This window comes from Microcoleus sp. Pol14D4 (genome assembly GCF_036701245.1).
Taxonomy (GTDB): Bacteria; Cyanobacteriota; Cyanobacteriia; order Cyanobacteriales; family Microcoleaceae; genus Microcoleus.
In genome coordinates this window covers 61,405-86,823 of record NZ_JAUBQM010000004.1, presented here as the reverse complement: position 1 = coordinate 86,823, position 25,419 = coordinate 61,405, and the positions used below count along the sequence as shown (strand labels likewise).

The following is a 25,419-nucleotide window of genomic DNA, read 5'->3' as shown; positions in this document are numbered from 1 at the left end:
TCTTTGCAGCAGCAATTGGCCGAAAGAGAACACCGGGAACACGAGTTTCAGCAACAGCTAGGCGAAAAATCCAGTGCTCTGGAATCTTTGCAGCAACAGCTAGGCGAAAAATCCAGTGCTCTGGAATCTTTGCAGCAGCAATTGGCCGAAAGAGAACACCGGGAACACGAGTTTCAGCAACAGCTAGGCGAAAAATCCAGTGCTCTGGAATCTTTGCAGCAACAGCTAGGCGAAAAATCCAGTGCTCTGGAATCTTTGCAGCAGCAATTGGCCGAAAGAGAACACCGGGAACACGAGTTTCAGCAACAGCTAGGCGAAAAATCCAGTGCTCTGGAATCTTTGCAGCAGCAACTAGGCGAAAAATCCAGTGCTCTGGAATCTTTGCAGCAGCAACTAGGCGAAAAATCCAGTGTTCTGGAATCTTTGCAGCAGCAATTCGCCACCGAAAAGCAAAATCTCGAAAGCCAATTCCAGGAAACCGTGTCGAAGTCGAGTTACGAATCTTTGCAGCACGAGTTAGCAGAAAAGTCAAGTGCGATCGGCGACTTCCAAGTTAAACTAATCAAGTTGCAATATCTGGAAAATGAATTGAGCCAGAGTGCGGCGATACAGCGAAATTACGACGCTTTGCAGCAACAGTCTCAAGAACAGCTAAGAACCATCAAAGCTTTACGGGAACAGCTAGCTCAAATGCAGGCTGTGGCGGGGATTGGCGAAGCTTATCTCAACAAGTGGCGCCGTCAGTGATTCTCTCATCAACACGGCCCAGTCTAACGCTCCGGGTACCCCCGGAGCACCTTACCCCTAAAACGTCCTCTAAACTCGGCCTCCTTCCTCTTGTAGCGATAGATTTCAACCTGTCGCTACAAGAGCTTTTTATTGCAAAATATGAGCATACTATTAAGAAATATTACAATAAATAAATTATGAGAGGCGATCGCACCCCTGAGAGCAAATCCAATCCTGCAGACACTAAGGGCCGCGTCACGGTAATTGGAGGCGGAATCGGCGGGCTGACAGCAGCAGCCCTGCTAGCCCGCAGAGGATACAAAGTGCGAGTCTTAGACCAGGCGATCGTCCCCGGAGGATGCGCTTCCACCTTCAAACGCAAAGGCTTTACCTTCGATGTCGGCGCCACGCAGGTTGCAGGATTGGAACCCGGAGGCATTCACCACCGCATTTTCTCAGAATTAAATATAGAACTTCCCGCAGCGACACCCTGCGATCCCGCTTGTGCGGTGTTTTTGCCGGGAGAAACCGCACCGATTAGCGTGTGGCGAGATCCGCAAAAGTGGCAGGAAGAAAGGCAGCGGCAGTTTCCTGGAAGCGAACCTTTTTGGCAATTATTGTCTGCATTGTTCAAAGCTAGCTGGAAATTTCAAGGGCGGGACCCTGTTTTACCGCCCAGAAACTTCTGGGATTTCTGGCAATTAATTCAAGCTGTTCGCCCCGATACTTTAATTACTTTGCCTTTCACTTTTATGACAGTGGGAGATGCTTTGCGGCTGTGTGGGTTGGGCGACAATTTGCGCTTGAAAACTTTTCTAGATTTGCAGTTAAAATTGTATTCTCAAGTTGATACCGAAGAAACAGCGCTACTTTACGCGGCGACAGCTTTAGGAGTTTCGCAAGAGCCGCAAGGATTGTATCATCTACAAGGAAGTATGCAGGTATTGAGCGATCGACTTGTAGAGGCGATCGAACGAGACGGCGGCCAAGTCTTATTGCGGCATACAGTTGAAAGTATTGTCACCGCCAACGGCAAAGCCACCGCTACAGTGATTCGCAATCAAAAAACAGGCGAAGTTTGGACAGAAACAGCCGATCGCATTGTTGCCAACGTGACCGCGCAAAATTTAGTAAAATTGTTGTCAGGCGAGCCGATTGTCGCAAATTTAACAGATAATTTATCCGTTAAATCAGAGACTTCAGAGACAACAAACAAACTCCCAGATCAAATGGCAGGCTACAAATATCGAGTTGATAAATTGCCGCCCGCATCCGGTGCATTTGTCATATATTTGGGAGTGCATGAAAGCGCAATTCCGGCAAATTGTCCGCCGCACCTTCAGTTTCTCTACGATTACGACGGCGAGATTGGGGAGAATAATTCATTATTTGTTTCAGTCAGCCATCCAGGTGATGGCAGAGCACCAAAGGGAATGGCGACAATTATCGCTTCCTCATTTACTGATACTCGAATGTGGTGGAATTCGGTTGATTATGAAGGATTAAAGCAAAAATATACCGCAGGGGCGATCGCACGTTTGAGCGAATATTTCAATTTGACGCCAGAGTCGATCGTACACCAAGAAGCCGCCACACCCCGCACCTTTGCCCGCTACACTGCGAGAGATAAAGGAGTTGTCGGCGGCATCGGCCAGCGAATACCAACCTTCGGCCCCTTCGGATTTGCCAACCGCACACCAATTAAAAACTTGTGGTTAGTAGGCGACTCCACCCATCCGGGAGAAGGAACTGCCGGTGTTTCCTATTCTGCTTTAACAGTAGTGCGGCAAATGGAAGCCGCCTCTAAAATCTAAGAGGACACGGCAATGCAGTTTCCATAGCGCAAAAAATAATTAATCGCGCGAGATGTAACTATCGCGCGATTAAATTTAGGGAACAGTTAACAGTTAACAGTTAACAGTTAACAGTCAACCATGATTCCAGTGTCACTGGAATTGATATCAACTACATTCTCTGACTACTTGATAGCAATCTTTGCGCCCACAGCTTCAAGCTGTTTCTTCAATTCTTCAGCAGCTTCCTTAGCAATAGCTTCCTTAACTGGCTTCGGTGCGGCTTCTACCAAGTCTTTCGCTTCCTTCAGGCCCAGACCGGTAATTGCGCGGACTTCCTTCAGAATTGCGATTTTCTTGTCAGCAGGAACTTCTTCAAGAATCACGCTAAACTCAGTTTGTACTTCATCGGGTTCAGCAGCGGCAGCAGCAGGGCCGCCCATCATCATCATGCCGCCGACAGGAGCAGCAGCGCTGACGCCGAAAGCTTCTTCAATTTGCTTGACCAATTCAGATGCTTCGAGCAAAGTCAAAGACTTAAGTTTTTCCAATATTTCATCAGTTGCAGTAGACATTTTTGGAACTCCTAGTTCGATTGTAGATTTGGAATTTGAGACTTTCGATTGCTCATTAATTATTAGTTTCTCGTCTCCAGCGATCAGTTTGTTTCTCAAAACTAACGACTTATGACTCACGACTAATTACTAATGACTTACGCAGATGCGCTTTCTGCTTCTGCTGGTGCTTCTGGTTGTGCTTCTGCTGGTGCTTCTGCTTCTACTTCTGCGGAATCGCCGTCTTTTTCAGCATAAGCTTTAAGACCGCGAGCGAGCGAAGTAGGAACTTGATTGATACCCACAGCCAACTTAGTTGCGACACCGTTGATAGCGCCAGCAATTTGAGCCATGAGTTGTTCTTTCGACGGCAGATCGGCTAATGCTTTAACATCAGCTTCTTTCAGTACCCGTCCTTCCATCACGCCGCCGCGAAGTTCAGTCTTCTTAGAGACTTTTTGGAATTCTTGGTAAGCTTTAATCGCGCCGCCAATATCTTCTTGCACGAACACAAACGCCGACGTACCGGTCAGCAATTCCTGTATCGGCTGCCAGGTTTCGTTGCCTTCAACAGCAATTCGCATCAGCGTGTTTTTTGCCACTTGGCAACTGCTGCCTTTCGGACGCAAACGCCGACGCAAATCTGTGATTTCAGCAACAGTTAAGCCCGTGTAGTCAATCACGATCGCCAGTTGAGATTCGCTCAAGGTTTGCTTGAGGTCTGCAATAATCTCATTTTTTACTGCTAAACTTTTGCCCATACTTATTTCACCTCCTTTTAGGATAGAAAATTGCCCGTCAAAAACCCCGACCTTCGAGCCGGGGCAGAGAATTAAAAATTAACAAGTCACAATTAAAAATAGAAAATTTCTAATCTTTGAGTCTTGAGTTTTTATTTCTTCAGCCTCGGCAGGAAATTAAGCGATCGGCACCTGCGGTCTTCAGCTTATTGATTTTTGATTAGGCTATCACGAGAAGGCAGACATAGCAAGGCTATGACGCAAATCTTGTGAGAGATTTACACAGACAGCCGAAGCTGTCTTTTACCTTCTGCCTTCTGCTTAATTCTTTCTAGGCAGCATCAAGTTTGGTATCGCGCAGGGCACTGATATCGACTTCGATCGACGGGCCCATTGTTGCGGATACGTACAGACTGCGCCAGTAGCGACCTTTAGCACCAGAAGGACGGTTGCGGTCAACAGTTTCTTGCAAAGCATGAAGGTTGACGAGCAAATCTTCCGCTGAGAAAGCTGCCTTGCCAAACATAACATGAACGATGCCAGTTCGATCGGCACGGAATTCTAGTTTACCACCTTTAAACTCGTTGATCGCCTGAGCAATGTCAGTCGTCACCGTGCCACCTTTCGGAGAAGGCATCAAACCGCGCGGGCCCAACAACCGACCCAATTTTGCCACCAACGGCATCACGTCTGGGGTAGCAATCAGGCAATCGAAGTCCATCATGCCTTTCTGAATTTCATCGATCAACTCTTCAGAACCAGCAATATCCGCGCCGGCATTCAGAGCTTCTTTAACTTTTTCGCCCTTAGCAATCACCGCAATTCTGACTACTTGACCAGTTCCTTTTGGTAGCGATACAGTTGTCCGCAACTGTTGGTCAGTATATTTCGGGTCAATTCCCAAACGGATGTGAGCTTCAGCAGCTTCGCCAAACTTAGCGGTTGCTGTTTCTTTCAAAAGTTGCAGAGCTTCCAGCGGTAGATAAGGTCTATCTTCTACTTTCTTTTGAAGTTCTTGCAGTCTTCGCGATACTTTCTTTGCCATTGTTATCTCCTGGGGTCAGTCGATTTTAGATTTTAGATTTTAGATTTTAGATTGAACTTATCAGCCAATCCGATGTCTAAAATTTGTTCGGTTCGATTCTTAGCGAAGCTTTGCTTCTCCCCCTGAATCGATCGATTTTGGATTTTGGATTTTGGATTTTAGATTGAAGATTTGAGCTTCAACACTGGGAATTACCGATTGCCAACTGTCAACTGACAACTGACAACTGACTTTAATCTGCGATCGCCACGCCCATATTTTTAGCCGTTCCTGCCACAATTTTCATAGCAGCCTCAACATCATTAGCATTGAGGTCAGGCATTTTGGTTTCAGCGATTTCTCGTAACTGAGCCTGTGTAATCGTCCCTACTTGCTTGCGGTTAGGTTCTCCCGAACCCTTAGCAATGCCAGCGGCTTTTTGAATCAAAACCGACGCCGGCGGAGTTTTGAGAATAAACGTAAAACTGCGGTCTTCAAAAACCGAAATTTCTACCGGAACCACCAGACCTGCTTGGTCTGCGGTTCTAGCATTGTACTCCTTGCAAAACATCATAATATTGACGCCGTGCTGACCCAGAGCTGGGCCGATCGGAGGAGCTGGGTTGGCTTTTCCCGCCGTAATCGCCAACTTAATTACTGCAACAACTTTCTTTGCCATTAGTTAGTTCTGTTTCTGAACCTGATTGAACTCCAATTCTACAGGCGTATCGCGCCCAAAAATCGAGAGTAAAACTTTGAGCTTGTTTCGTTCCGGGCTAACTTCAATCACATCACCTTCAAAATCCTTAAATGGCCCGGAAAGTACCACAACGTGGTCTCCAGCAGACATCGATACTTTGACAACTGGTTCTGATTCCTGAGCGTTTCTGAAGATCCGTTCTACTTCCGAATGACTCAGAGGTAGCGGTTTGACGTGACCCCTGCCGCGCCCGTAGCGGCGTTTCTGCTCGGCCCCGACAAAATTAATTACATTCGGGGTATTCTTGATCACCTGCCACGTATCCTCGTCCATAAACATACGGATGAGTACGTAGCCGGGAAAGATTTTTTCATCTGACTGCCGCCTGGAACCGTCTTTGCCGACTTTGATCGCCGGAGTTTGCGGAATTTCGACTTGAACGATGCGATCGGCAACATCCAAAGTTTGAATCCGCTGCTGCAAGTTTGCCTTCACCCGCTTTTCGCAGCCAGAGGCAACTTGAACAGCATACCAGCGAGCATCAATCTCCGGCACATCTGGCGATGCTGCCTGTCCCGTCGCTTCTGTGGAATACTCAGATTCTTCTGATGCAAAAGTCATGGCCCAAACACCTTTCCCGCGCCCCAGTTAAAGAAGTTATCCACCAAATAGATCAGGCTTGCTGAGAGGATTACCATCAAAAGCACGGCCAAAGACTCGCTGATTAGCTGCTGCCTGCTGGGCCAAACCACTTTGTCGAGTTCTTCTCTAGTTTCCTTAAAAAAACCCGCAGGGTTAAACCCAGGCGCCGTTATTTCTTGAGTTTCTTGAGCTTCGTCTTTTTTCGCCACGATTCAATCCCCCTTGCGATTTTAGATTTTAGATTTTAGATTTTAGATGGTGTGAGTGGCCCGCGGCTCTCAGATTTTGTGACACTAACCACTTACGCCCAAGTCCCAAATCTCCAATCTAAAGCCACGACTTTTTTACAAGCCCAACCAATCAACGGCGTAAATGCCGATCGCCGAAACCGACTATCGAGAAGCCACACCGAGCATTTGTTGATGGCATTTTTTGCGAACCGCCCACAAAAATTAATTCTACCCGAAAGTTTGCGGTTTTGACTGTTGCCAGCCAATAGTCCGGGCGCTTTCGGGCAGAATTTAAAGTTTGGTGATTCAGCGCGCCCTGGAGGACTTGAACCCCCGACATCAGGTTTTGGAGACCTGCGTTCTACCAACTGAACTAAGAGCGCACAGGTGAGGTTGCTGAAATTCGCTTAACCTCTAGATTTCTATTTTAACACAGTGCGCTCGTAAATGGGAAACTTTTTTTTATTTTTTTCAATTTCCCATGAATCATGAACCAAGGGAAAGCTGGGTGCATTCCTACAGGGAGCGATCGAACCGCTGTTTGACGCGAGTAGCTTTGCCCACCCGATCGCGCAGGTAGTAAAGTTTTGCTCTGCGGACTTTCCCGCGGCGCATCACTTGGATCGTGGCTATGCGGGGCGAGTGAATCAAAAACACCCGTTCCACTCCGACGCCTTGAAACACGCGGCGGACGGTGATTGTTTCATTAATCCCGCCGTTACGCATGGCAATCACAGTCCCTTCGTAGGGCTGAACCCGTTCTTTGTTACCCTCTCTAATTTTCACGCCGACTCGCACTGTGTCGCCGACGTAAATTTCGGGAACTTGTTTATTGAGTTCTTGCTTGACTCTATCTATTTCTGCCGTTTCGATAGAACGGATTATTTCTGCGCCTTTCATCGGATTTACCAAAACTCACAATCCCTTATCATATATCGAAATGCCCGTTTTATGTCAAAAAATTTCTATGTTAGATACCTCTGGGGTCGTATTTCTGCAACTGGGGGCAATGGCTGCACTGGCCTTGTACGTCGCTGCAAACTTGGGGGCCAACGATGTCGCTAACTCGATGGGGACATCCGTAGGCTCGAAGGCGCTAACGCTGCGACAGGCAATAATTGTTGCAGGCATACTGGAGTTTTCCGGCGCAGTGCTGTTCGGGCAAGGAGTTTCCGAAACTCTCGCAACAGGAGTTGTGAATGCACAAGTGTTCGCGGCCAAACCGCAAGTATTTTTAATCGGGATGGTGTCAGTGCTGATAGCTTGTGGGATATGGCTGCAAATCGCTACCAGTAGAGGTTTGCCAGTTTCTTCATCCCATGCAGTGGTGGGCGCGATCGCGGGTTTTAGCTGTGTTGCAGCCGGAATTAATGCAGTTGATTGGGGAACCATCGGCACCATCTCCCTAACATGGGTGGCGACACCTGTTGCTAGCGGTGCTTTAGCCGCACTATTTTACAGTGTGGTGAAGTATTCGATTCTCGATCGGCCAGATCCTCTATCTCAAATGCGCGAGTGGATACCTTGGCTGAGTGCAGCAATGCTGAGCGTATTTGGGATAATTGTACTGCCGTCTGTTGTGAATGTCGCTTTGGTGCAGACAGGAGCGATCGCCCTAGCGCACGATCGATTTGGCTGGAATCTTCCCATTCACGATATTGTCATTGGCATCGGGGCAATAGCTGCGATCGGCCTCACACTCAATAGCTGGAAAAAATTAGAATCAGTTGAGAAGCAAGAAGGTTCGGCAGCGGATTTTGTAACGGATGTAACGGATGCAAGGAATAAGAAAGAGGGAATATTTTCCCAATCTCCCCCTCTCCCCCTCTCCCCCTCTCCCCCTCCCCGCCACTCTCTCATCGAGCAACAAATGGCAAGATTTCAAGTCTTGAGCGCCTGTTTTGTAGCATTTGCCCACGGTTCCAACGACGTAGGAAATGCCGTTGCTCCTCTAGCTGCGATCGCCTACATCCGGCGCACAGGTTCCTTTCCCTCAGAAGATTTCAGCGTTCCCCTGTGGATTTTAGTCCTCGGAGGCGCAGGAATAGTCATCGGTTTAACCATCTGGGGCAAAAATGTAATAGCCACAGTCGGCGAAAAGATCATCGAACTCCAACCAAGCGGCGGATTTTGCGCGGAATTAGCCACAGCCACCACAGTCTTGCTAGCATCCCGCTTCGGTTTGCCAGTTTCCACATCCCACGCTTTAGTGGGTGCAGTCGTCGGAGTCGGGCTGATCAAAGCTTGGAAAACAGTACGCTTGCAAACTTTGCTGTCAATTGGTTCGGCTTGGCTGGTGACAATTCCGATCGCAGCAGGTTTGGGTGCTATCATCTTCAGCATCGCGCAATCCATTGGGCAATTTTAGATTTTAGATTTTAGATTGAGGCATTTCAGAACAGTTAACCGTCAACAGTTAACTAATCCTTCTGATTGCCTCGGTTGGGATAAACTCGCGAAGGCAAAAGCTTCCAAGCCGCAGCATCTGCACCCCAGTTGCGAAAAATCTTCACAGACGCGAAAATTTTAGCGAAACGCCAATTATAGCCACGCTTCCAGTCAGGAGGCCACTGGGCGGTTTCGTCAGCAGCTTGCAAAGCTCTGACTTCAGCTTCGAGTGCTGTGGCGTGGCGCTGCATGATAATTTCTAGTTGCAAAAAGTGTTCTTCGGGCGATCGCAATTTTTTTACATCCTACAAACGTGATAACGATGATTTTACCGGACATCAGAGTAGTCACTTTTTCATCACTAATAGACATCTCCAGAAAAGCAAGCTTTGAACAGGCAGGATGCCTGTTCCACAAGAATTATTGGAGATGTCTAATAGTAATTTCCCACATCAAACCCGGTTTCGACGCACAAGCACGCGGGCCGCTCAATCAATTAATTCCTCCTCCAAGCAATGCTTCAGCTTTTGAGCCAGCACTTCAACGTTAGGCTTTCTCAACATAGTCAGGTGATTCCCAGGAACGCTAATCACCTCTACTTTTTCCGTGGTTAATTCGCTCCAGCCAAGAGTTGGATCTTGATGCTTCATGCTTAGCTTTTCCCTCGATCTAAACAGAGTAATTCGCTGCGGATAAATTTTCGGTCGATAGCTGAGAGTTGCTTGACTGTTAGCCTGAAATACAGTAAACATCGAGGGGATTGCCAGCTCGCGCCAGCTCCGTTCTTTTGACTCCTGAGATAGGATGCTAACCATAACGGCCTGTTTCCAATTCCAGCGATGCAAAAAATTAGCTGCCAAATTAAGCATCTTATTTAATGTCGGAAATTTGCCAGCAATACCGCCACTTTGAACATTTTCCGCAGCAGCCACCAAGCGAAAATAATCTACTACAAAAGGCCAGATAGAGCGCGAAACAGTAGTCAGAATAAACTTGCAACCGTCCCAAAAAGAAGGTTTGTTAGCAGAAACAGGCGCTAAAGTATCCAGCACAGCAAGCAAAGCCACTTCATCCCCCGCTGCGAGCAACTGTTGAGCCATCTCAAAAGCAACCAAACCTCCAAAAGACCAACCTCCTAAAAAATAAGGCCCTTTTGGTTGAACGGTACGCAAAGCTGCGATATAGTCAGTCGCCATGTCTTCAATGCTAGTTAACGGAGAACTTTCGCCGTCAATACCCTTTGGTTGCAGCCCGTAAAACGGTTGATTTTCTCCTAGCCCAAAGGCTAATTCGACATAAGGAAATACGACGCCAAAGATGGGATGGACGCAGAAGAACGGGGGATTTTTACCGCGAGGCTTAATTGCAACTAAAGGCGACCATTCCAGAGAATTTGTTTCTGAAGATAGCGAATCTGCTAAACCTTCAATTGTCGGATTTAAAAAAAGAGCAGACAGCGGCAACTCGCGCTCAAATTGCTGGTTAATCTCATTGATGAGGCGGACTGCCAGCAGGGAATCTCCACCCAAATCGAAGAAGTTATCGCCAATGCCAACGCACTCTACGTTGAGGATTGTGGCCCAAATGTGGGCGAGGGTTGACTCAGTTGGTGTGCGAGGTGCAAGGCAGCTTTTATCTATTGAGTTGCTAGTTATAGTTCCCGGTGCAGGTAGGCGCAGGCGATCGATTTTGCCGTTGGGGGTTAGGGGCAGAAAGTCGATCGCCACAAAAGCACTGGGAATCATGTAATTGGGCAGTTGTTGTTTGAGGAAATTGCGTATTTCCCCGGGATTAAGCGTCTGATTGTGATTGGGGACGACATAAGCAACTAGGCGTTTGTTGCCAGACAAATCATCCGCAGCAACCGCTGCTGTTTCTTTGACTGCTGGATGCTCAACCAGCAGCGCTTCAATCTCTCCCAATTCTATTCGATAACCGCGAATTTTTACCTGTTCGTCAGTGCGGCCTAAAAACTCAATATTGCCGTCGGGAAAATAGCGAGCTAAGTCACCAGTTTTATAAATTCGTTCTCCTGATTTCTGGCTAAACGGATTAGCAATAAATCGCTGGGCGGTTAATTCAGGGCGGTTCAGGTAGCCTCGCGCCAATCCGCTGCCGCCGATGTACAATTCACCGGGAATTCCAACGGGTACAGGCTGTAAATTTTCATCTAAAATATAGAGTTGAGTGTTAGCTATTGGGCGGCCGATTGGCGGTTTTTTGCGTGAAGCGAAGCTATCGGGCAGGGAATCGCCAATTTCGGCGAAACTTGACCAGACTGTCGCTTCTGTAGGGCCGTAAGCGTTAAAAAATCTGCGCCCGGAAGCCCAGCGTTTAACAATATCGGGGGAACAGGATTCGCCAGCACAAATGATTGTTTGCAGTGCGGGAAGCTCGGCGTTTGGAAGGACAGCTAGCAGCGAGGGCGGGAGGGTAGCGTGGGTAATAGCATTGTCCTGCAAAAATTGGATTAATGTTTGTCCGGGCAACAAAGATTCTTTCTTGGCACAGTAAAGTGTTGCTCCGGTTCCCAAGGCCATGACAATCTCAAAGATTGAGGCATCAAAACTCAGGGATGCAAATTGCAAAATGCGGTGATTTGAGTTTAAGTTAAAAGCTTCTATTTGAGCTAGGGCTAAGTTGTAGAGTCCCCGATGTTGGATTAAAACGCCTTTGGGTTTTCCGGTTGAACCAGATGTGTAAATGACATAGGCTAGGTTTTCTGGTAGGATATTTGTAGTTGGGTTTTCTGGGCTTTGTCGGGCGATAATTTCTCTGTCGGAGTCCAAACAGACTACTGAAAAAACTCCGTAATTTTCTGGCTGCGTCAAGTTTTTTGCTAAGTGCTGCTGAGTTACCAAAATCGATACCTGAGCATCTTCTAACATGAAGTTAAGTCGCTCTTGAGGATAAGTTGGATCTAAAGGCAGGTAGGCTGCGCCTGCTTTGATAATGCCTAGCAATCCGACGATCGCATCTAAGGAACGTTCTACACAAAAACCCACTAAAACTTCTGGTGCTGCGCCCAATTGCTGCAAGTAACGTGCAAGTTGGTTGGCTTGGCTGTTGAGTTGGCGGTAGGTTAACTGCTGGTTTTCAAAGACGGCGGCGACAGCATGGGGCGATCGCGCGACTCGCTCTTCAAATAGCTGATGGAAACACTGGTTTTGCGGATAATCTCTCTGAGTGTCATTCCAATCGATTAATAATTGCTGGTATTCTGGCGCTGTCAGCAAAGCCAACTCGCTGAGGTGCTGTTTGGGATTCCCCACAATGGCTTCAAGCAGCGTTTGGAAATGTCCCGCCATGCGCGCAATTGTGCCGCTATCAAATAAGTCTGTGCTGTAGACAAATTGCCCTTGAATACTTCCTGCATTTTCCCACAAGTGGCACTCTAAATCTAGCTTGGCGGTTCCTGCGTCAAAGTCGATCGCCTCTCCAACGATTCCCGGCAATTCTAGCGCTGCTACAGGAGTGTTTTGCAGGCTGAAACTAACTTGAAATAGGGGGTTGCGGCTCAACTCGCGATCGGGTTGCAATTCCTCAACCAACTTCTCGAAGGGCAAATCTTGGTGGGCGTAGGCTGCCATTGCGACGTTTTTTACCCGATGCAATAGTTCCCGAAAAGTTGGGTTTCCTGATAAATCTGCACGCAGCACCAAACTATTGACAAAAAAACCGATTAATGCTTCTATTTCGCTCAGGTTGCGATTGGCGATCGGCGTTCCTACTGCAATATCTACTTGTCCTGTATAGCGGTACAGCAAAGTTTGAAAAGCGGCTAGTAGAGTAATAAATAAAGTCGCGCTTTCTTGCTGGCTCAATGACTTTAGCGCCTCGCTCAAAGCAGGTGATAGTGTTATAAATTGTTTGGCGCCGCGGTAGGATGGAACGGCTGGTCTTTGCCTGTCTGTTGGTAGATTGAGTGCGGTAATTCCGTTTAACTGCTGCCGCCAATAAGCTAACTGGGTTTCTAATACTTCGCCCTGCAACCATTGGTGCTGCCATTCTGCAAAGTCGGCGTACTGCACGGGCAGTGCTGGTAAGTACGATCGCTGATTTTTTACAAATGCTGTGTAGAGCGTTCCCAGCTCTCGAATTAGCACTCCAATCGACCAACCATCAGCCACAATATGATGTAAATTCAGCAACAATATATGTTCTGTTTCACTGAGTTGTAACAGCGTTACTTTGAATAACGGCCCGGCGGCTAAATCGAAAGGGCATTGCGCTGCATCGGTTGCGAGTTGCAGCGCTGCGGTTTCCTGCTGAGCTGGCGAAAGATTTTGTAAGTCGATTGTGGGGAGAGATACGGTTAAAAAGGGAGCAATAACTTGTACGAGTTCCCCTTCCAAAAGCGTAAAAGTAGTGCGTAAAGTTTCGTGCCGCTGCACAATTTCATTGAAGGTTTGCTCTAAAGATATTAAGTTGAGCGAACCAGTTAAGCGGAGCGCTGTTGAAACATTATAGAAAGGATTACCCGGTGCTAATTGATTGAGGAACCAAAGCCGCTGCTGAGCAAACGATGCGGGGAATACAAAAACTTCTGTTTCTTGCTGCATATTTATCGAAATTGCATCCTGTTCAACAGCCATCGTTTTTATTTACTTTCTCAAGTCTACATCTTACCAAAATCAAAAACCATCTTAAAATTATCTGCGTTTATCAGCGTTAATCTGCCCTTCATCTGCGGTTGCTCTACCAATCAAAAAATTATGCAATAGGTCCATTAAAAGACGATAGCTTCCTCCGCCGACTATCGCGCGAAATCGCCACTAAAGCCGGAGCCCCACTTGTAGCATTCTTATCTTTTAAATTCTCAACAATCTTAGACAATTCGGCAATTGTCGGTGCTTCAAAAACCCGGCGCAAAGGCAACTCTACCCCGAAAGCATCTCGCACTCTAGAAACAAGCTGAGTCGCCAGCAGCGAATGGCCTCCCAATTCAAAGAAATTGTCCCGGATACCCACTCGCTTTATCCCCAAAACCTCAGCCCAAATTTTCACTAAAACTTCCTCAATAGAAGTATGAGGCGCAACATAACCGCCAGCCCATTCTAACTTAATCGGCTCCGGTACAGGCAAAGCGAGGCGATCGACCTTTCCGTTAGCCGTCACAGGTAGCGACTCCAGCACCACAAAAGCCGACGGAACCATATATTCCGGCAGTTTTTCTGCTAGATAAGCCTGCAACTGTGGCACTAATTTCCGTGCTACTTTACCTTGTAAGGGATTGTTAGCATAAGAGCGCCAAGGACGCAAGTTATCGCTTCGGGTTTCTCGCACAAAATCTCTGGTTTCGCCCCGTGCAAACACTACATCGTAGCGCCCTTGACTGTCGGAATTAGACCAACTAATATTAACATTATACGGAACTTCCAAAGCATACCACGCTTCGGGATCGACTCCTAAATCCTCGACTTTTTCCACGGCTTTCTGCAACTGACCTGCTGTTGTAAATTTATCGACAACAGACAGCAACTCTGCCGCCTTAACTGCTGCCGTTACCCGCGCATTAGGCACATTAGCAATTCTTAAAACATCGAGTTGATTTTGCAATAATATTTGTTGCACCTTGGTAACAGTCAGATTCTGATTTTCATCCAACCAATCCAGCCGTTTTGATCTCCCCTGCCCCCCTTCATAAGGGGGGTTCAGAAGCTCTGTTTTGTCATAAAAGTTAGAGACACTTCTTAGCCCCCCTTCATAAGGGGGGTTGGGGGGATCTGTTACCGACGCAATATGCAGAATAGCATTGTACCGAAAATCAGTTAACTCATTGCGATAGCTACCGCGAATTAATTGAATCTCTACGCCGCCAATCTGTGGAAAGCGGTGCTTTAATGCGCTAAAAAACTCTGGTGCAATAACTAACTCTGTTTCTTGAAAAATTTGCATTTGTACTCGCTGCTGCAACTGTTCGCCCGCGAGAGAAGGTTCGGCTTGATACAGTTGTACCGAAGCGTGAAAAGCTGCCAGCAATGGCAAGCTGCGGACATCTCCGATGAATATAAAGCCGCCGGGGGCAGTTGCTTTCACCGCACCTTCTAGCACCTGCACGAGATAGTCGATATTCGGGAAATATTGCACGACAGAGTTGAGAATTACTGCGTCAAAAGCTGCTGTCTCTACTCCTTCAAAATCAGTCGCCATTTTCTGAAGCAGCGTTACATTAGCTAACTGTTGGTTTGCCAAGTGCTGCTGAATATAGTTGAGCGAAATAGGTGAAAAGTCGGTTCCGCAATATTGAGTGCAGCGAGGCGCAATTTGGAACAGCAACAAACCTGTGCCGCAGCCAATTTCTAACACTCGGCTAGGCTGCAAAGCTAAAATTTGGGCGGCTTGATTTTTCGCCCAGTCGCGTATCTGTTCTGCTGGGATTGGCTGATTAGTATAGCTGCTATTCCAGCCGACAATATTAAAGGTTGGATCTGACTCAACAGCAGGTTGATTGTAAGTTTCATTGTAGAGCATTTGCCACTGCAAAACCTGTTCGTCCTGCAATTGCATTATTTGGCTTTTTTCGCTGGTACTGCTATATTCTGCATTCAGGGCAATATAAGCTACTAAACGTTTATCTCCCTGTCCATCTTCCGAAGCTATTGCTACAGTTTGCTGCACGGCGGGATGTTGAGTTAATAGTGTCTCGATTTCTCCTAATTCGATGCGGAAACCGCGAATTTTTACTTGTTCGTCAATGCGTCCTAAAAATTCAAGGCTGCGATCGGCTCTGTAGCGCACTAAGTCGCCGGTTTTGTAAACTCGCTCTCCTGAATTTGGTTTAAAAGGATTGGAAATAAAGCTTTGTGCGGTTAAATCTGGGCGGTTGAGGTAGCCGCGAGCGAGTCCGTTTCCGCCGATGTACAATTCGCCAAAAACCCCGATCGCCACCGGCTGCAAATATTTGTCTAATATGTAGATTTGAGTGTTAGCAATGGGGCGGCCAATTGTCGGGGCGATGTCTGTTTGCTCTGTTACAGGAATATAACCGGAAGTTGTGACGACGGTGTTCTCGGTTGGGCCGTAATTATTTACTAGCTTAAATGGATGGGATTTTAAAGGATGTTGTTGCAGTTTTTCGCCGCCTGCGAGCAAGATTCGCAACGCTGTATTTTGAGGCCAATCTAATAGCAAAACTTTCTCGGCTAAAGGTGTTGGCAAAAAGCTAATTGTAATGGCGTTTGATACTAACCAGTTTTGCAGTTTTTCAGGATCTCGCCTGATGTCATCTTCTGGAAAGTAGATGCTAGATCCGGCGGCGAGATAAGGCCAAATTTCCCACCCGGAAGCATCAAAGCCGATCGCAGCAATTTGCGTTGCCCGATCGCCCGCTGACACCCCAAACTCTCTTTGATGCCAAAAAACGAGATTTAACAAGCTCCCGTGCTCAATTTCCACTCCTTTCGGCTTTCCCGTGGAACCGGAGGTGTAAATCGCGTAAACCAGATTTTCGGCTGTGACTGCGCTGGTGGGATTGTCGGCGATTTCTTGGGAAATCATCTCCCAGTCTGTGTCTAAACAAACTATCTGTAAATTGGGCGAGCGCAAATTCTCTATCCATTGCTGCTGAGTTAACACAACAGATAATTGAGCATCTTTTAGCATAAAGCTCGATCGCTCAGCAGGATAGCTCGGATCTAAAATTAGGTAAGCTCCTCCCGCTTTCAGGATACCCAACATCCCCACAATCAGATCGAGCGATCGCCCGCAGCAAAGCCCCACTAAAACTTCTGCCCCAACCCCAATTTTTTGCAAATAACGTGCTAGTTGGTTGCTGCGGAGATTGAGCTGCTGGTAGGTGACTCGCTCCTCTCCAAATACCAGCGCCACCGCATCCGGTGTCCGATCTGCCTGCATTTCAAATAGCTGATGGATGCACAAATCTTGCGGATAATCCGCCTGAGTATTGTTGCATTCAACTAACAACTGATAGCGCTCTTGGGCGCTCAAATATTGCAAGTTGGCAATTCGCTGTTCGGGATTTGCCACAATGCTTTCTAACAGAGTTTGAAAATGCCCGATCAGGCGCGCAATCGTAGCTTCATCAAATAAATCGGCGCTGTAAATAACCATGCCGCTGATGCCCTCTGAGCTATCAACCCACAGCTTATTGCTGGGCGATTGGTTGCTTCCCGAACTGTTGGGCGATCGCTCCCACAAATGAAACTCCAAATCAAACCGCGCTGTACCCACATCTAACTGCTGCGGGCTGAGTGTTAATTCTGGCAATTCTAACCGATTCCCCGGCGCGTTTTGCAGCGCAAACGCCACCTGAAATAAGGGATTTTGGTTCAACGCGCGATCGGGGTGCAGTTCTTCTACTAACTTCTCAAACGGCAAATCTTGGTGAGCGTAAGCTCCTAATGCTACCTCTTTGACTCGGTTTAAAAGTTCCCGAAAAGTTGGATTTCCCGACAAATCTGTACGCAGCACCAAACTGTTGACAAAAAAACCGATTAGTGCTTCAATTTCACTGCGGTTGCGATTGGCGATCGGCGAACCTACAACAATATCTTCTTGCTGGGCGTAATGGTAAAGCAACGTTTTAAAAGCTGCCAGCATTGTCATAAACAGCGTCACTCCTTCGTGCTGGCTCAACGTTTCTAAAGCCTCGCTCAGTTGTTTTGGCAGTTGCAAAAATTGCCTTTTGCCTCGGTAACTTTGAATTGCTGGCCTGGGGCGATCCGCAGGCAAATTTAGCATAGAAATGCCGTTTAACTGCTGCCGCCAGTAAGCAAGCTGCGTTTCTAAAACTTCCCCTTGCAGCCATTCGCGCTGCCATTTTGCAAAATCAGCATACTGGATCGACAAAGCCGGTAAAGGCGAAGGTTTTTCGCTAGCAAATGCCGTGTAAAGTGCGCCTAATTCCTGAATAAGCACTCCGATAGACCAGCCATCGGAGACAATGTGGTGCATATTCAGCATTAGTAAATATTCGGCATCATCTAACTGCAACAATGTGACTCGCAGCAACAAGTCATTGGATAAATTGAAAGAGCGTTGAGCTTCCTCAGCGGTGAGCCTGTTTGCTTCAGTTTGTCGAGATTCCTTTGGCAAATTCCGCAAGTCCACTACATTAATCGGGAGGTGGAAAGCAGCAGCTATTCTCTGAACAGGTTGCCCCGAAACTACTGCTAAGGTCGTGCGTAAAGCTTCGTGGCGGCGCACAATTTCATTGAAGGTTTGTTGCAGCGCCCTCAAATTGAGCGAACCTGTCAAACGCAATGCTGCGGGAACATTATAGAAGGGATTGTTCGGGACTAATTGGTCGAGAAACCACAAGCGCTGCTGTGCAAAGGAAAGCGGTAGATTTCCGTCCCGCCCCATCGGAACAATCGGTGCCGGAGTGAAACTAGAATTACGATTAGCTGCTTTTAAAAATGAAATAATTTCGGCTTTTTTATGAGAAATTTCGGCGCGAAGTTCTGGTGTAATAATTCCTTCGGGAGCGTTGCAGCGCAGGATCTCGCCCTCAACAAAAACATTAATATCTAGACTGCGAAGGTAAGATAAAAACTCAACTAACTCAACCGTGACAGAATCTCTGGCATTTGGCGATGAACTCGATATTTTTGGAGCGGGCATTTTGAGTCATCCTGTCATTACTTGGGCAAATCAATCAAAGAAATTCCACCAGCGCACAAGTTAAGAGCTTAACTTACCGCTTGCTTAATGTGGCCTAACCTGAGTATGATTCTGTTTGAATCCGCAACCAAAATCCTACCCAAGGTTTCAGCTTATGCCGTTCATGCCCTTCAATTTCCTGTTCCTATGGCTGCTGGGACTGCTGTCCGTCGGGGTACTTGGCGGAGGTATATACATTATTTACGAATGGTACATCGGCGCACTTGTAGGGATTTCCTACTTAATCAGCGGAGTCTTGATGCTTCTTTGGTCTGTTGGCGGCCGCTTTATCAGTTTGCCGCTGTTCCGCCGCCCCGGTGCTGACGAACCGAAGCCGACGCGGACGGGTACGGTGCAGCGGGTAGAGAGACCTGATGGCACTATTTTACAAGTAGAATTCTACGGCCCAGAGGACGGACAGCCGATTATCCTCTCCCATGGTTGGGGGCCCAACAGTATGGTTTGGTATTACGCGAAACGGCAACTAAGCGATCGCTTCCGAGTGATTGTTTGGGATCTTCCAGGTTTAGGAAAATCCACTCGACCAAAAAACAGCGACTACTCCCTAGAAAAATTTGCCCGCGATCTCGAAGCCGTCATTGCCATAGCAGGAACTAAACCTGTTATCCTACTCGGACACAGCATCGGCGGCATGATTACTCTAACATTCAGTCGGCTTTTTCCAGAACTTCTCGGTAGTCGAGTAGCTGGTTTAATTCTGGTAGATACGACTTATACTAATCCCGTCAAAACCGCTATTTTTAGCGGTTTATTACGTGCTTTGCAGAAGCCGCTGCTCCAACCTATCCTCTATCTCACCATAGCTCTTGAACCCATTATGTGGGGAATGACTTGGCTGAGCTATCTCAATGGTTCACTGCACATCAGTGTAGAATTATCGGGATTTAAAGGCACTGAAACGCGCGGTCAATTAGAGTTTTCAGCTTTCTTATCAGCCTTGGGTTCTCCCGGCGTTCTCGCTCGCGGCACACTGGGAATGCTCAAATATGATGAAACAAAAACTTTGCGATCGATTGACATTCCAGTGTTGGTGATCTGCGGCGATTCAGATATCGCCACTACGCCCCCAGCTAGCCTGCGAATGAAAGCAGAATTACCTCAAGCAGAGCTAGTTACTATACAGAAAGGAGGACACATGGCATTAATGGAACATAACCAGCAGTTTGCAGAAGCTGTTAGGGCATTCTGCACTGAAATAGTGTAATCGGCGTACTAGGCGCACCATATTTCAATACGCTTGGGTTAAGGAAAATGGTAGCGAAAATGTTGGGCGGAGTGAAACGGAGGGTTCGTTCCCTCCGGGCCCAACCTACGCACTGATTGGGTCTAGTTCCTAGACCTCTTTGTTACCCTCCCACATTTAACTGAAAATGCGCTTGAGGGCAGGAATACGAGCCAAAACGAAATAATCCAACAGCAGAACGGTGACGAGTGAAAGTCCTACAAGCGGGAACGCAATCCCTAAAACAGCAACGATTGCGACTGGCACTTTCCATCCCTGAACATGGGTGGGCATTGCAGGCGCACCGAGCCAACCCGCCCCTTTCGGACGACGCTGCCACCACATCACCGTACCACTGACTGAAAGCACAATTACAATTAACGCTGCAAACAACATCAGCAGTTGATTGCTCAATCCAAAATATTTGCCCATGTGAATGGAAATTCCCATTTCTACGGCTTTGGGTATTAACCCGTAATCCTTCCACCGCACATCTGCTAACACTTTGCCACTGTATCGATCGATGTGCAGAGTGACTTCTTGCGCCGGATTATTGGGAAATGCCGAAACCGTGTACACACCCGTTTGCGATTCTGGAAAACTAACACTAAATCCAGGGGGTGCGCCTTTTGCTTGGGCTAAAGTTACAACAGAATCTAGATTTACGGACGTACCAGCAGGAGTTTCCTTGATAATTTCCTTGTGTCCTGAATGATGCTCCTCTCCAGGCTTACTAGATTTGGGAATTGGTAATTGCTCTACTGCCCAAGGCACAATTAGATTGCCCTGTTGATTGAGTGAGCCTGTGAGTGTTGTCGATTGAGGCAGGTTATCCCACATTTGTGCAGGATAGTGACTCGACAAACGAGCGAAGGTATCTCCCCAAAAACCTGTCCAGGGTAGTCCACTAATGATGAGAAAGCCAATTAGCAATACGCCATAAAATCCCGAAACGGCGTGTAAGTCCCGCCAAAATACCCGCTTGTTCTGGCTCCACACACGCGGAATTAATGTTCCTAAAAAATTTACTTTGCCGCGAGGCAACCATAAATATAATCCGGTAATTAGCAAAATCAGTCCCCAACAGGAAGCAAGCTCTACTAAATAATCTCCCAATTTTCCGATCATCAGTTCGCCGTGAATCTTGCGTGCGATCGCTTGGAGATTATTATTTTCATCGCGATCGCCTAAAATCTTAGCCGTATAAGGATTCACGAAAACGGCTAGTGTTCTTTCATCTTGAGTCGCGATCGTCACTTCAGCACTGCGATTAGACGCAACGCTCGGCGTAAATTTTGTTACTTTGGCATCAGGATAAGTTCGTTGAACAACTGCCACCTGTTGAGTATAAGGCATCACCACATCCGCAGGCTGCACAAACATATTCTGCTGATACATCGCAGCATCTAATTGCGGTTTAAACAGGTAAATGATGCCTGTGATTGACAAAATCAGCATGAAAGGAATAACAAACAAGCCTGCATAAAAGTGCCATCGCCAAACGGTGCGATAAAAACGATTACTGGGAGGTTCAGCAACCAGTGAAGGGTTCAAAACGCTGTTCAATTTATTCATTGTCGTTTGCCAAAATATCGAGAAAAAATTATTATGATACACCAGTAGGAAAATGTCAAAAGACAGGCTGTTAAACAGAGTTGCTGCTTCTGAAGTTTTTAGCCGTCAGTAATCCTGATGAAGATTTATTCAACAGGGAAAGTAACTAAAGACCAGTATATTGCAATACCGTTCAGTTAAGGCTGCCTATCTTTTTTTAGCATAAGCGATGCTCAATCTTTACTCCATCAGGGTTTGAGGATGGTTGTCATCCGGGAGCATCTCATATTTGTAAAAACTCTTCTTCTGGCTCCTTCCTTCTTCCTCTTTCCTCCTGCCTCCTGCCTCAAAACTTAGATTTCTAGCTTGCCTGCAAAAGTGAGATGCTCCTGAGATGTTGCACCCTTCTCAATAAGGCTTTTATGAACAGGCAAGATGCCTGTTCCACAAGAAAATTTATCCTTTGTGGAACGGGCTCTTCGGCCCGTTCTTGAGAATGGTGCAAAAGTGAGATGCTCCCCACTTTTGGACGGTCATCCCACAAAAAAATCAAAAATCCCGCAATTATGTAAGGCCTTAAAATTCCACATCTTCTCGCTCATTTTCGTCGGTTCTGGGAGTATCCAAACCTTTCGCGGCCCAACGCATTGTTTCAATGTATTTTGCCAGACTCGCCACAGTCGGAGCCTCAAATAAATTGCTGACCGATAACTCGACTTGCAAAGCGTCTCGGATGCGAGAAATCAACTGAGTTGCTAGCAGGGAATGCCCGCCTAGTTCAAAGAAATTATCGTAGATACTAACCTGCTGTTTTCCCAAAACTTTAGCCCAAATTTTCCCGATCGCATTTTCGAGTTCAGTCCGAGGCGCTACATAATTTTCTGTTAGATCATCGCTGTCTGTATCTATCTCAGGCAAAGCGCGGCGGTCTACTTTGCCATTAGGCGTCAGTGGCATATTATCCAAAACTGCATAAGTTGCAGGAACCATATATCCTGGTAACTTTTCTTTCAAAAATTGGCGCAATTCACTTGATTTTAGATTGTGAGTTTCTGATTTTTCCTTAATGCCGTCAGGAATAACATAAGCTACCAAATGTTTATCGTCTGGGATGTCTTCTCTCACAATTACTACTGCTTCGCGCACTTGTGGATGCTGGCACAAAGCCGCTTCAATTTCTCCCAATTCGATGCGGTAGCCGCGAATTTTTACTTGGTCATCAATGCGACCTAAAAACTCGATGTTGCCGTCAGCTAAATAGCGACCTAAATCACCTGTTTTATAAAGGCTAGAACCAGATTTATTGCTAAAAGGATTAGGAATGAATGCAGCAGCAGTTAAATCAGGCTGGTTGAGGTAGCCTTTCGCCAATCCGTCACCGCCGACGTACAATTGACCTATAACACCGATCGCCACCGGCTGCAAATCCGCATCGAGGAGATAAATTTGCGTGTTGGCGATCGGGCGGCCGATGGGGATAGATGTTGCGGTTTCGGGTACGTGTTGCACGCAATAATAAGCCGAAAATGCGGTATTTTCTGTAGGCCCGTAAACGTGAATTAATTGAGTAGTTGGATTTTCTTTTAAAACTTTTTTAACCCATCTCATATCGACCGCTTCTCCGCCAAACAGCAAGCAGCGCAGCGAATTAAAAGCTTGCGGTAAAACTCTAGCAATTTGTTGAAATAAGGCAGTTGTTAAAAACAAGACGGTGATACCTTGTTGGCGCAGTTCTAAAGCTAAGTCGTGAGGCGAAAGGGTAATATTTGTGCTAATTCCCGCGAGTTGAGCGCCGTTAAGCAAGGCTCCCCAAATCTCGAATGTGGCTGCATCGAATGAAGCATTTGATGCTTGGGCAATTTTATCGGTAGGTTCTATTTTTATATAATTTGTATTGAGTACCAGCCGATTTACTGCTTTGTGGGTGACAGCAACTCCCTTGGGTTTTCCTGTAGATCCCGATGTGTAAATAACGTAAGCTAGGTTGTCTGCTGTTACGGTGTTGGCGGGATTTTCGGCGCTTTCTTTGGCTATGTGTTCCCAGTCGCGATCGAAGTAAATCACCGAGTTTGAGAAGTCTCCGAAATTCTCTATCAATTTATCCTGAATTAGCAAGACTTTAACTCGAGCATCTTCCAGCATCAAGTTTAGCCGATCGCGCGGATAGCTCGGATCTAACGGTAGGTAAGCCCCTCCCGCTTTCAGTACAGCCAACATCCCGACAATTAGGTCGATCGATCGTTCTGCACAAAGCCCCACTAAAACCTCCGCCCCCACGCCCAGTTTTTGTAGGTAGCGCGCCAGTTGGTTGCTGCGACTGTTGAGTTCTCTGTAAGTCAGGTGCTGGCCCTCGAAAGTTAGGGCGACCTCCTCCAGATGCTGCTGGACTCGCTCTTCAAACAACTGATGAATGCACTTATTTTGAGGATAATCTGTCCGAGTATCGTTCCATTCTCTGAATAATTGATTCACTTCATCCTCGCTCAATAAAGGTAAGTTAGCGATTCTTTGTTGTGGATTAGCTACAAGGCTTTCCAGCAGCGTTTTAAAATGCCTCAGCATTCGGGCGATCGTAACTTCATCAAATAAATCTGTATTGTACACAGCTAAGCCTCTGAGCCCTTCCGCATCTTCCCACTCTTCGCCGTATGTGCTCCTAAAATTATCGGAAGCTTCCCACAAATACAGCTCTAAATCAAAGCGCGTTGTTTGAGTCTCCAAATGAAAAGAACTCAACTTTAATCCTGGCAATTCTAGCTCGTCCAGCGGCGCATTTTGCAGTCCGAATACCACCTGAAACAGCGGGTGGCGATTCAACGATCGCTCTGGGTGCAATTCCTCGACGAGCTTCTCAAAAGGCACATCTTGGTGAGCGTAAGCTCCCAGGGTTACTTCCCGCACCCGGCCCAAAAAATCTCGAAATGTCGGGTTTCCCGAGCAGTCTGTTCGCAGCACTAAAGTATTGACAAAAAAACCGATTAATGCTTCTATTTCGCTGCGGTTGCGATTGGCGATCGGCGAACCTACCACAATATCTTCTTGCTGCGAGTAACGGTAAAGCAAAGTTTGAAATGCTGCGAGCACTGTCATAAATAAAGTCGCTCCTTCTCGCTGCGAGAGCGCTAAAAGTGCGTTTTTAAGCTTTTTCGGCAGTTCTAAATATTGAGTTTTTCCCCGATAATTTTGCCTAGCTGGTGCAGGGCGATCTGTGGGCAAATTTAACACAGAAATCCCGTGCAATTGCTGCCGCCAATAAGCTAGCTGAGTTTCTAATACTTCACCTTGCAGCCATTCGCGCTGCCACTCGGCAAAGTCGGCATATTGAAGTGATAATTCTGGCAGGGGAGATGGCTGTTGATTTATCAAAGCTGTATAGATAGCCTCCACTTCTCTAATTAGCACACCGATCGACCAATCATCGGAGGCTATGTGGTGCATATTTAGCAAGAGAATATGCTCGGTCTCTGCCAGCCGCAGGATGGTGACTCGCATCAGCGGCCCGGTGGATAAATTGAAAGGGCGAAGAGATTCTGCTGCGGAGAGTTTTTTTGCTTCTGTGTGGCGTTGTTCTGGCGGCAAATCTTGCAAGTCTAATAGTTGTAAATTAGTCTTGAAAGCGGGAGAGATTATCTGTACTGGTTGCCCTGATACCGTCGCAAAAGTGGTTCGCAAAGTTTCGTGCCGCTGCACTATTTCGTTGAAGGTTTGCTCTAATGCTGTTAAGTTGAGAGCACCAGTTAAGCGCAGTGCTGTTACTACATTATAGAAAGGGTTTTCCGGTGCGAATTGGTCGAGAAACCACAAGCGCTGCTGGGCAAATGAGGCGGGAAAGACAAAGACTTCGCCTTCTGAGCAAATATTCAGTTTTTCTATATCCTTTGTAAAGGAATTGTCATAAATTTCGGAGGCCATATCTGTTGCTCTTGGGGGATGAGATGTGTTAATTTTTGGATGGCGCGGGGGTGGCTTTTTCAGGGTGCGATCGCCTCTTAAACCTTTCGCGAGCAAAAGATCGGAACTGTTAAAATCATAAACCTGGGTGCGGGAGTGCGGCAGAAAGGCGGGCAAAAGAAACCGGATTTCTGGCCGCAGCATCAAGTTATCCATTGAGGGGCTAGGAGTGCGACCCCCCAATCAAATTTAGTCGCGGAACGGGATCTTAGGCTTGTGATTGGGGTGCAATTGGGTGAGTTAGATG

16 protein-coding genes, 1 tRNA gene, 1 pseudogene and 1 other annotated feature are annotated in these 25,419 nt (G+C 47.0%); of the genes and pseudogenes, 4 read left to right on the top strand and 14 right to left on the bottom strand.

The genetic code is table 11. The features are described 5' to 3' along the window. Together QUA33_RS03550 and QUA33_RS03545 are read left to right on the top strand one after the other, a co-directional pair. Positions 1-747: pseudogene (locus QUA33_RS03550) on the top strand (CopG family transcriptional regulator); the annotation flags it as partial. Positions 748-926: 179 nt separating this feature from the next. Beyond that, positions 927-2,543: an NAD(P)-binding protein gene (locus QUA33_RS03545; RefSeq protein WP_333146519.1), complete on the top strand. Its 1,617-nt coding sequence runs from the start codon at positions 927-929 to the stop codon at positions 2,541-2,543. 164 nt (positions 2,544-2,707) lie between these two features. Here QUA33_RS03545 and rplL read toward each other — a convergent pair whose 3' ends face one another. The 9 genes from rplL to rplS all read right to left on the bottom strand — a co-directional run bounded on the left by rplL (position 2,708) and on the right by rplS (position 7,312). After that, entirely contained in the window at positions 2,708-3,097 is a 390-nt protein-coding gene (gene rplL, locus QUA33_RS03540; RefSeq protein WP_333146517.1) for a 50S ribosomal protein L7/L12, read from the bottom strand. A gap of 137 nt (positions 3,098-3,234) precedes the next feature. Next, positions 3,235-3,837: a 50S ribosomal protein L10 gene (rplJ, locus tag QUA33_RS03535; RefSeq protein ID WP_333146515.1), complete on the bottom strand. Its 603-nt coding sequence runs from the start codon at positions 3,835-3,837 to the stop codon at positions 3,235-3,237. Between the two features lie 29 nt (positions 3,838-3,866). Next, positions 3,867-4,039: a sequence feature (ribosomal protein L10 leader region), on the bottom strand. A gap of 108 nt (positions 4,040-4,147) precedes the next feature. Then, positions 4,148-4,861, bottom strand: coding sequence for a 50S ribosomal protein L1 (rplA, locus tag QUA33_RS03530; RefSeq protein ID WP_190663916.1), 714 nt, complete (start codon positions 4,859-4,861; stop codon positions 4,148-4,150). A 232-nt stretch (positions 4,862-5,093) separates the two neighbouring features. Continuing rightward, a complete protein-coding gene (gene rplK, locus QUA33_RS03525) occupies positions 5,094-5,519 on the bottom strand; it encodes a 50S ribosomal protein L11 (protein WP_006635588.1) in 426 nt (141 codons plus the stop codon). 3 nt (positions 5,520-5,522) lie between these two features. Beyond that, positions 5,523-6,161 carry a transcription termination/antitermination protein NusG gene (nusG, locus tag QUA33_RS03520; RefSeq protein ID WP_332953948.1) on the bottom strand — a complete coding sequence of 213 codons (639 nt, stop codon included), beginning with the start codon at positions 6,159-6,161 and terminating at the stop codon, positions 5,523-5,525. Next, positions 6,158-6,391, bottom strand: coding sequence for a preprotein translocase subunit SecE (gene secE, locus QUA33_RS03515; protein ID WP_172186534.1), 234 nt, complete (start codon positions 6,389-6,391; stop codon positions 6,158-6,160). Before secE ends, nusG begins: the two co-directional genes overlap by 4 nt. A 151-nt stretch (positions 6,392-6,542) precedes the next feature. Then, positions 6,543-6,752 carry a hypothetical protein gene (locus QUA33_RS03510; protein WP_333146514.1) on the bottom strand — a complete coding sequence of 70 codons (210 nt, stop codon included), beginning with the start codon at positions 6,750-6,752 and terminating at the stop codon, positions 6,543-6,545. Beyond that, positions 6,723-6,795 (bottom strand) — tRNA-Trp (locus tag QUA33_RS03505). Before QUA33_RS03505 ends, QUA33_RS03510 begins: the two co-directional genes overlap by 30 nt. 133 nt (positions 6,796-6,928) lie before the next feature. Further along, complete coding sequence (gene rplS / locus QUA33_RS03500; RefSeq protein WP_333037136.1) at positions 6,929-7,312, bottom strand: 50S ribosomal protein L19; 384 nt, start codon at positions 7,310-7,312, stop codon at positions 6,929-6,931. Positions 7,313-7,352: 40 nt separating this feature from the next. Between rplS and QUA33_RS03495 the strand changes: the two genes are divergently transcribed. Beyond that, on the top strand, positions 7,353-8,780 hold the full coding sequence (locus QUA33_RS03495) for an inorganic phosphate transporter (protein ID WP_445243215.1): 1,428 nt from the start codon (positions 7,353-7,355) through the stop codon (positions 8,778-8,780). Positions 8,781-8,832: 52 nt separating this feature from the next. Here QUA33_RS03495 and QUA33_RS03490 read toward each other — a convergent pair whose 3' ends face one another. The 3 genes from QUA33_RS03490 to QUA33_RS03480 form a co-directional block, all read right to left on the bottom strand. Beyond that, a complete protein-coding gene (locus QUA33_RS03490) occupies positions 8,833-9,093 on the bottom strand; it encodes a hypothetical protein (RefSeq protein ID WP_333146510.1) in 261 nt (86 codons plus the stop codon). A 195-nt stretch (positions 9,094-9,288) separates the two neighbouring features. Next, entirely contained in the window at positions 9,289-13,395 is a 4,107-nt protein-coding gene (locus QUA33_RS03485; protein WP_333146508.1) for an amino acid adenylation domain-containing protein, read from the bottom strand. A gap of 118 nt (positions 13,396-13,513) precedes the next feature. Next, positions 13,514-18,385: an amino acid adenylation domain-containing protein gene (locus QUA33_RS03480; RefSeq protein ID WP_333146506.1), complete on the bottom strand. Its 4,872-nt coding sequence runs from the start codon at positions 18,383-18,385 to the stop codon at positions 13,514-13,516. Positions 18,386-18,539: 154 nt separating this feature from the next. On the opposite strand from QUA33_RS03480, the gene QUA33_RS03475 reads away from it, so the two are divergent. Beyond that, complete coding sequence (locus tag QUA33_RS03475) at positions 18,540-19,649, top strand: alpha/beta hydrolase (protein WP_333146504.1); 1,110 nt, start codon at positions 18,540-18,542, stop codon at positions 19,647-19,649. Positions 19,650-19,805: 156 nt separating this feature from the next. Here QUA33_RS03475 and QUA33_RS03470 read toward each other — a convergent pair whose 3' ends face one another. Together QUA33_RS03470 and QUA33_RS03465 are read right to left on the bottom strand one after the other, a co-directional pair. Then, complete coding sequence (locus QUA33_RS03470) at positions 19,806-21,242, bottom strand: PepSY domain-containing protein (protein ID WP_333146502.1); 1,437 nt, start codon at positions 21,240-21,242, stop codon at positions 19,806-19,808. 555 nt (positions 21,243-21,797) lie between these two features. Continuing rightward, on the bottom strand, positions 21,798-25,133 hold the full coding sequence (locus QUA33_RS03465; protein ID WP_445243218.1) for a non-ribosomal peptide synthetase: 3,336 nt from the start codon (positions 25,131-25,133) through the stop codon (positions 21,798-21,800). Positions 25,134-25,419 lie beyond the last annotated feature (286 nt).

Coding starts and splice junctions, on each gene's coding strand:
- QUA33_RS03545 (WP_333146519.1), top strand. CDS start 927: ATGAGAGGCGATCGCACCCCTGAGAGCAAATCCAATCCTGCAGACACT.
- rplL (WP_333146517.1), bottom strand. CDS start 3,097: ATGTCTACTGCAACTGATGAAATATTGGAAAAACTTAAGTCTTTGACT.
- rplJ (WP_333146515.1), bottom strand. CDS start 3,837: ATGGGCAAAAGTTTAGCAGTAAAAAATGAGATTATTGCAGACCTCAAG.
- rplA (WP_190663916.1), bottom strand. CDS start 4,861: ATGGCAAAGAAAGTATCGCGAAGACTGCAAGAACTTCAAAAGAAAGTA.
- rplK (WP_006635588.1), bottom strand. CDS start 5,519: ATGGCAAAGAAAGTTGTTGCAGTAATTAAGTTGGCGATTACGGCGGGA.
- nusG (WP_332953948.1), bottom strand. CDS start 6,161: ATGACTTTTGCATCAGAAGAATCTGAGTATTCCACAGAAGCGACGGGA.
- QUA33_RS03510 (WP_333146514.1), bottom strand. CDS start 6,752: ATGTCGGGGGTTCAAGTCCTCCAGGGCGCGCTGAATCACCAAACTTTA.
- rplS (WP_333037136.1), bottom strand. CDS start 7,312: ATGAAAGGCGCAGAAATAATCCGTTCTATCGAAACGGCAGAAATAGAT.
- QUA33_RS03495 (WP_445243215.1), top strand. CDS start 7,353: ATGCCCGTTTTATGTCAAAAAATTTCTATGTTAGATACCTCTGGGGTC.
- QUA33_RS03485 (WP_333146508.1), bottom strand. CDS start 13,395: ATGGCTGTTGAACAGGATGCAATTTCGATAAATATGCAGCAAGAAACA.
- QUA33_RS03480 (WP_333146506.1), bottom strand. CDS start 18,385: ATGCCCGCTCCAAAAATATCGAGTTCATCGCCAAATGCCAGAGATTCT.
- QUA33_RS03475 (WP_333146504.1), top strand. CDS start 18,540: ATGCCGTTCATGCCCTTCAATTTCCTGTTCCTATGGCTGCTGGGACTG.
- QUA33_RS03470 (WP_333146502.1), bottom strand. CDS start 21,242: ATGAATAAATTGAACAGCGTTTTGAACCCTTCACTGGTTGCTGAACCT.
- QUA33_RS03465 (WP_445243218.1), bottom strand. CDS start 25,133: ATGGCCTCCGAAATTTATGACAATTCCTTTACAAAGGATATAGAAAAA.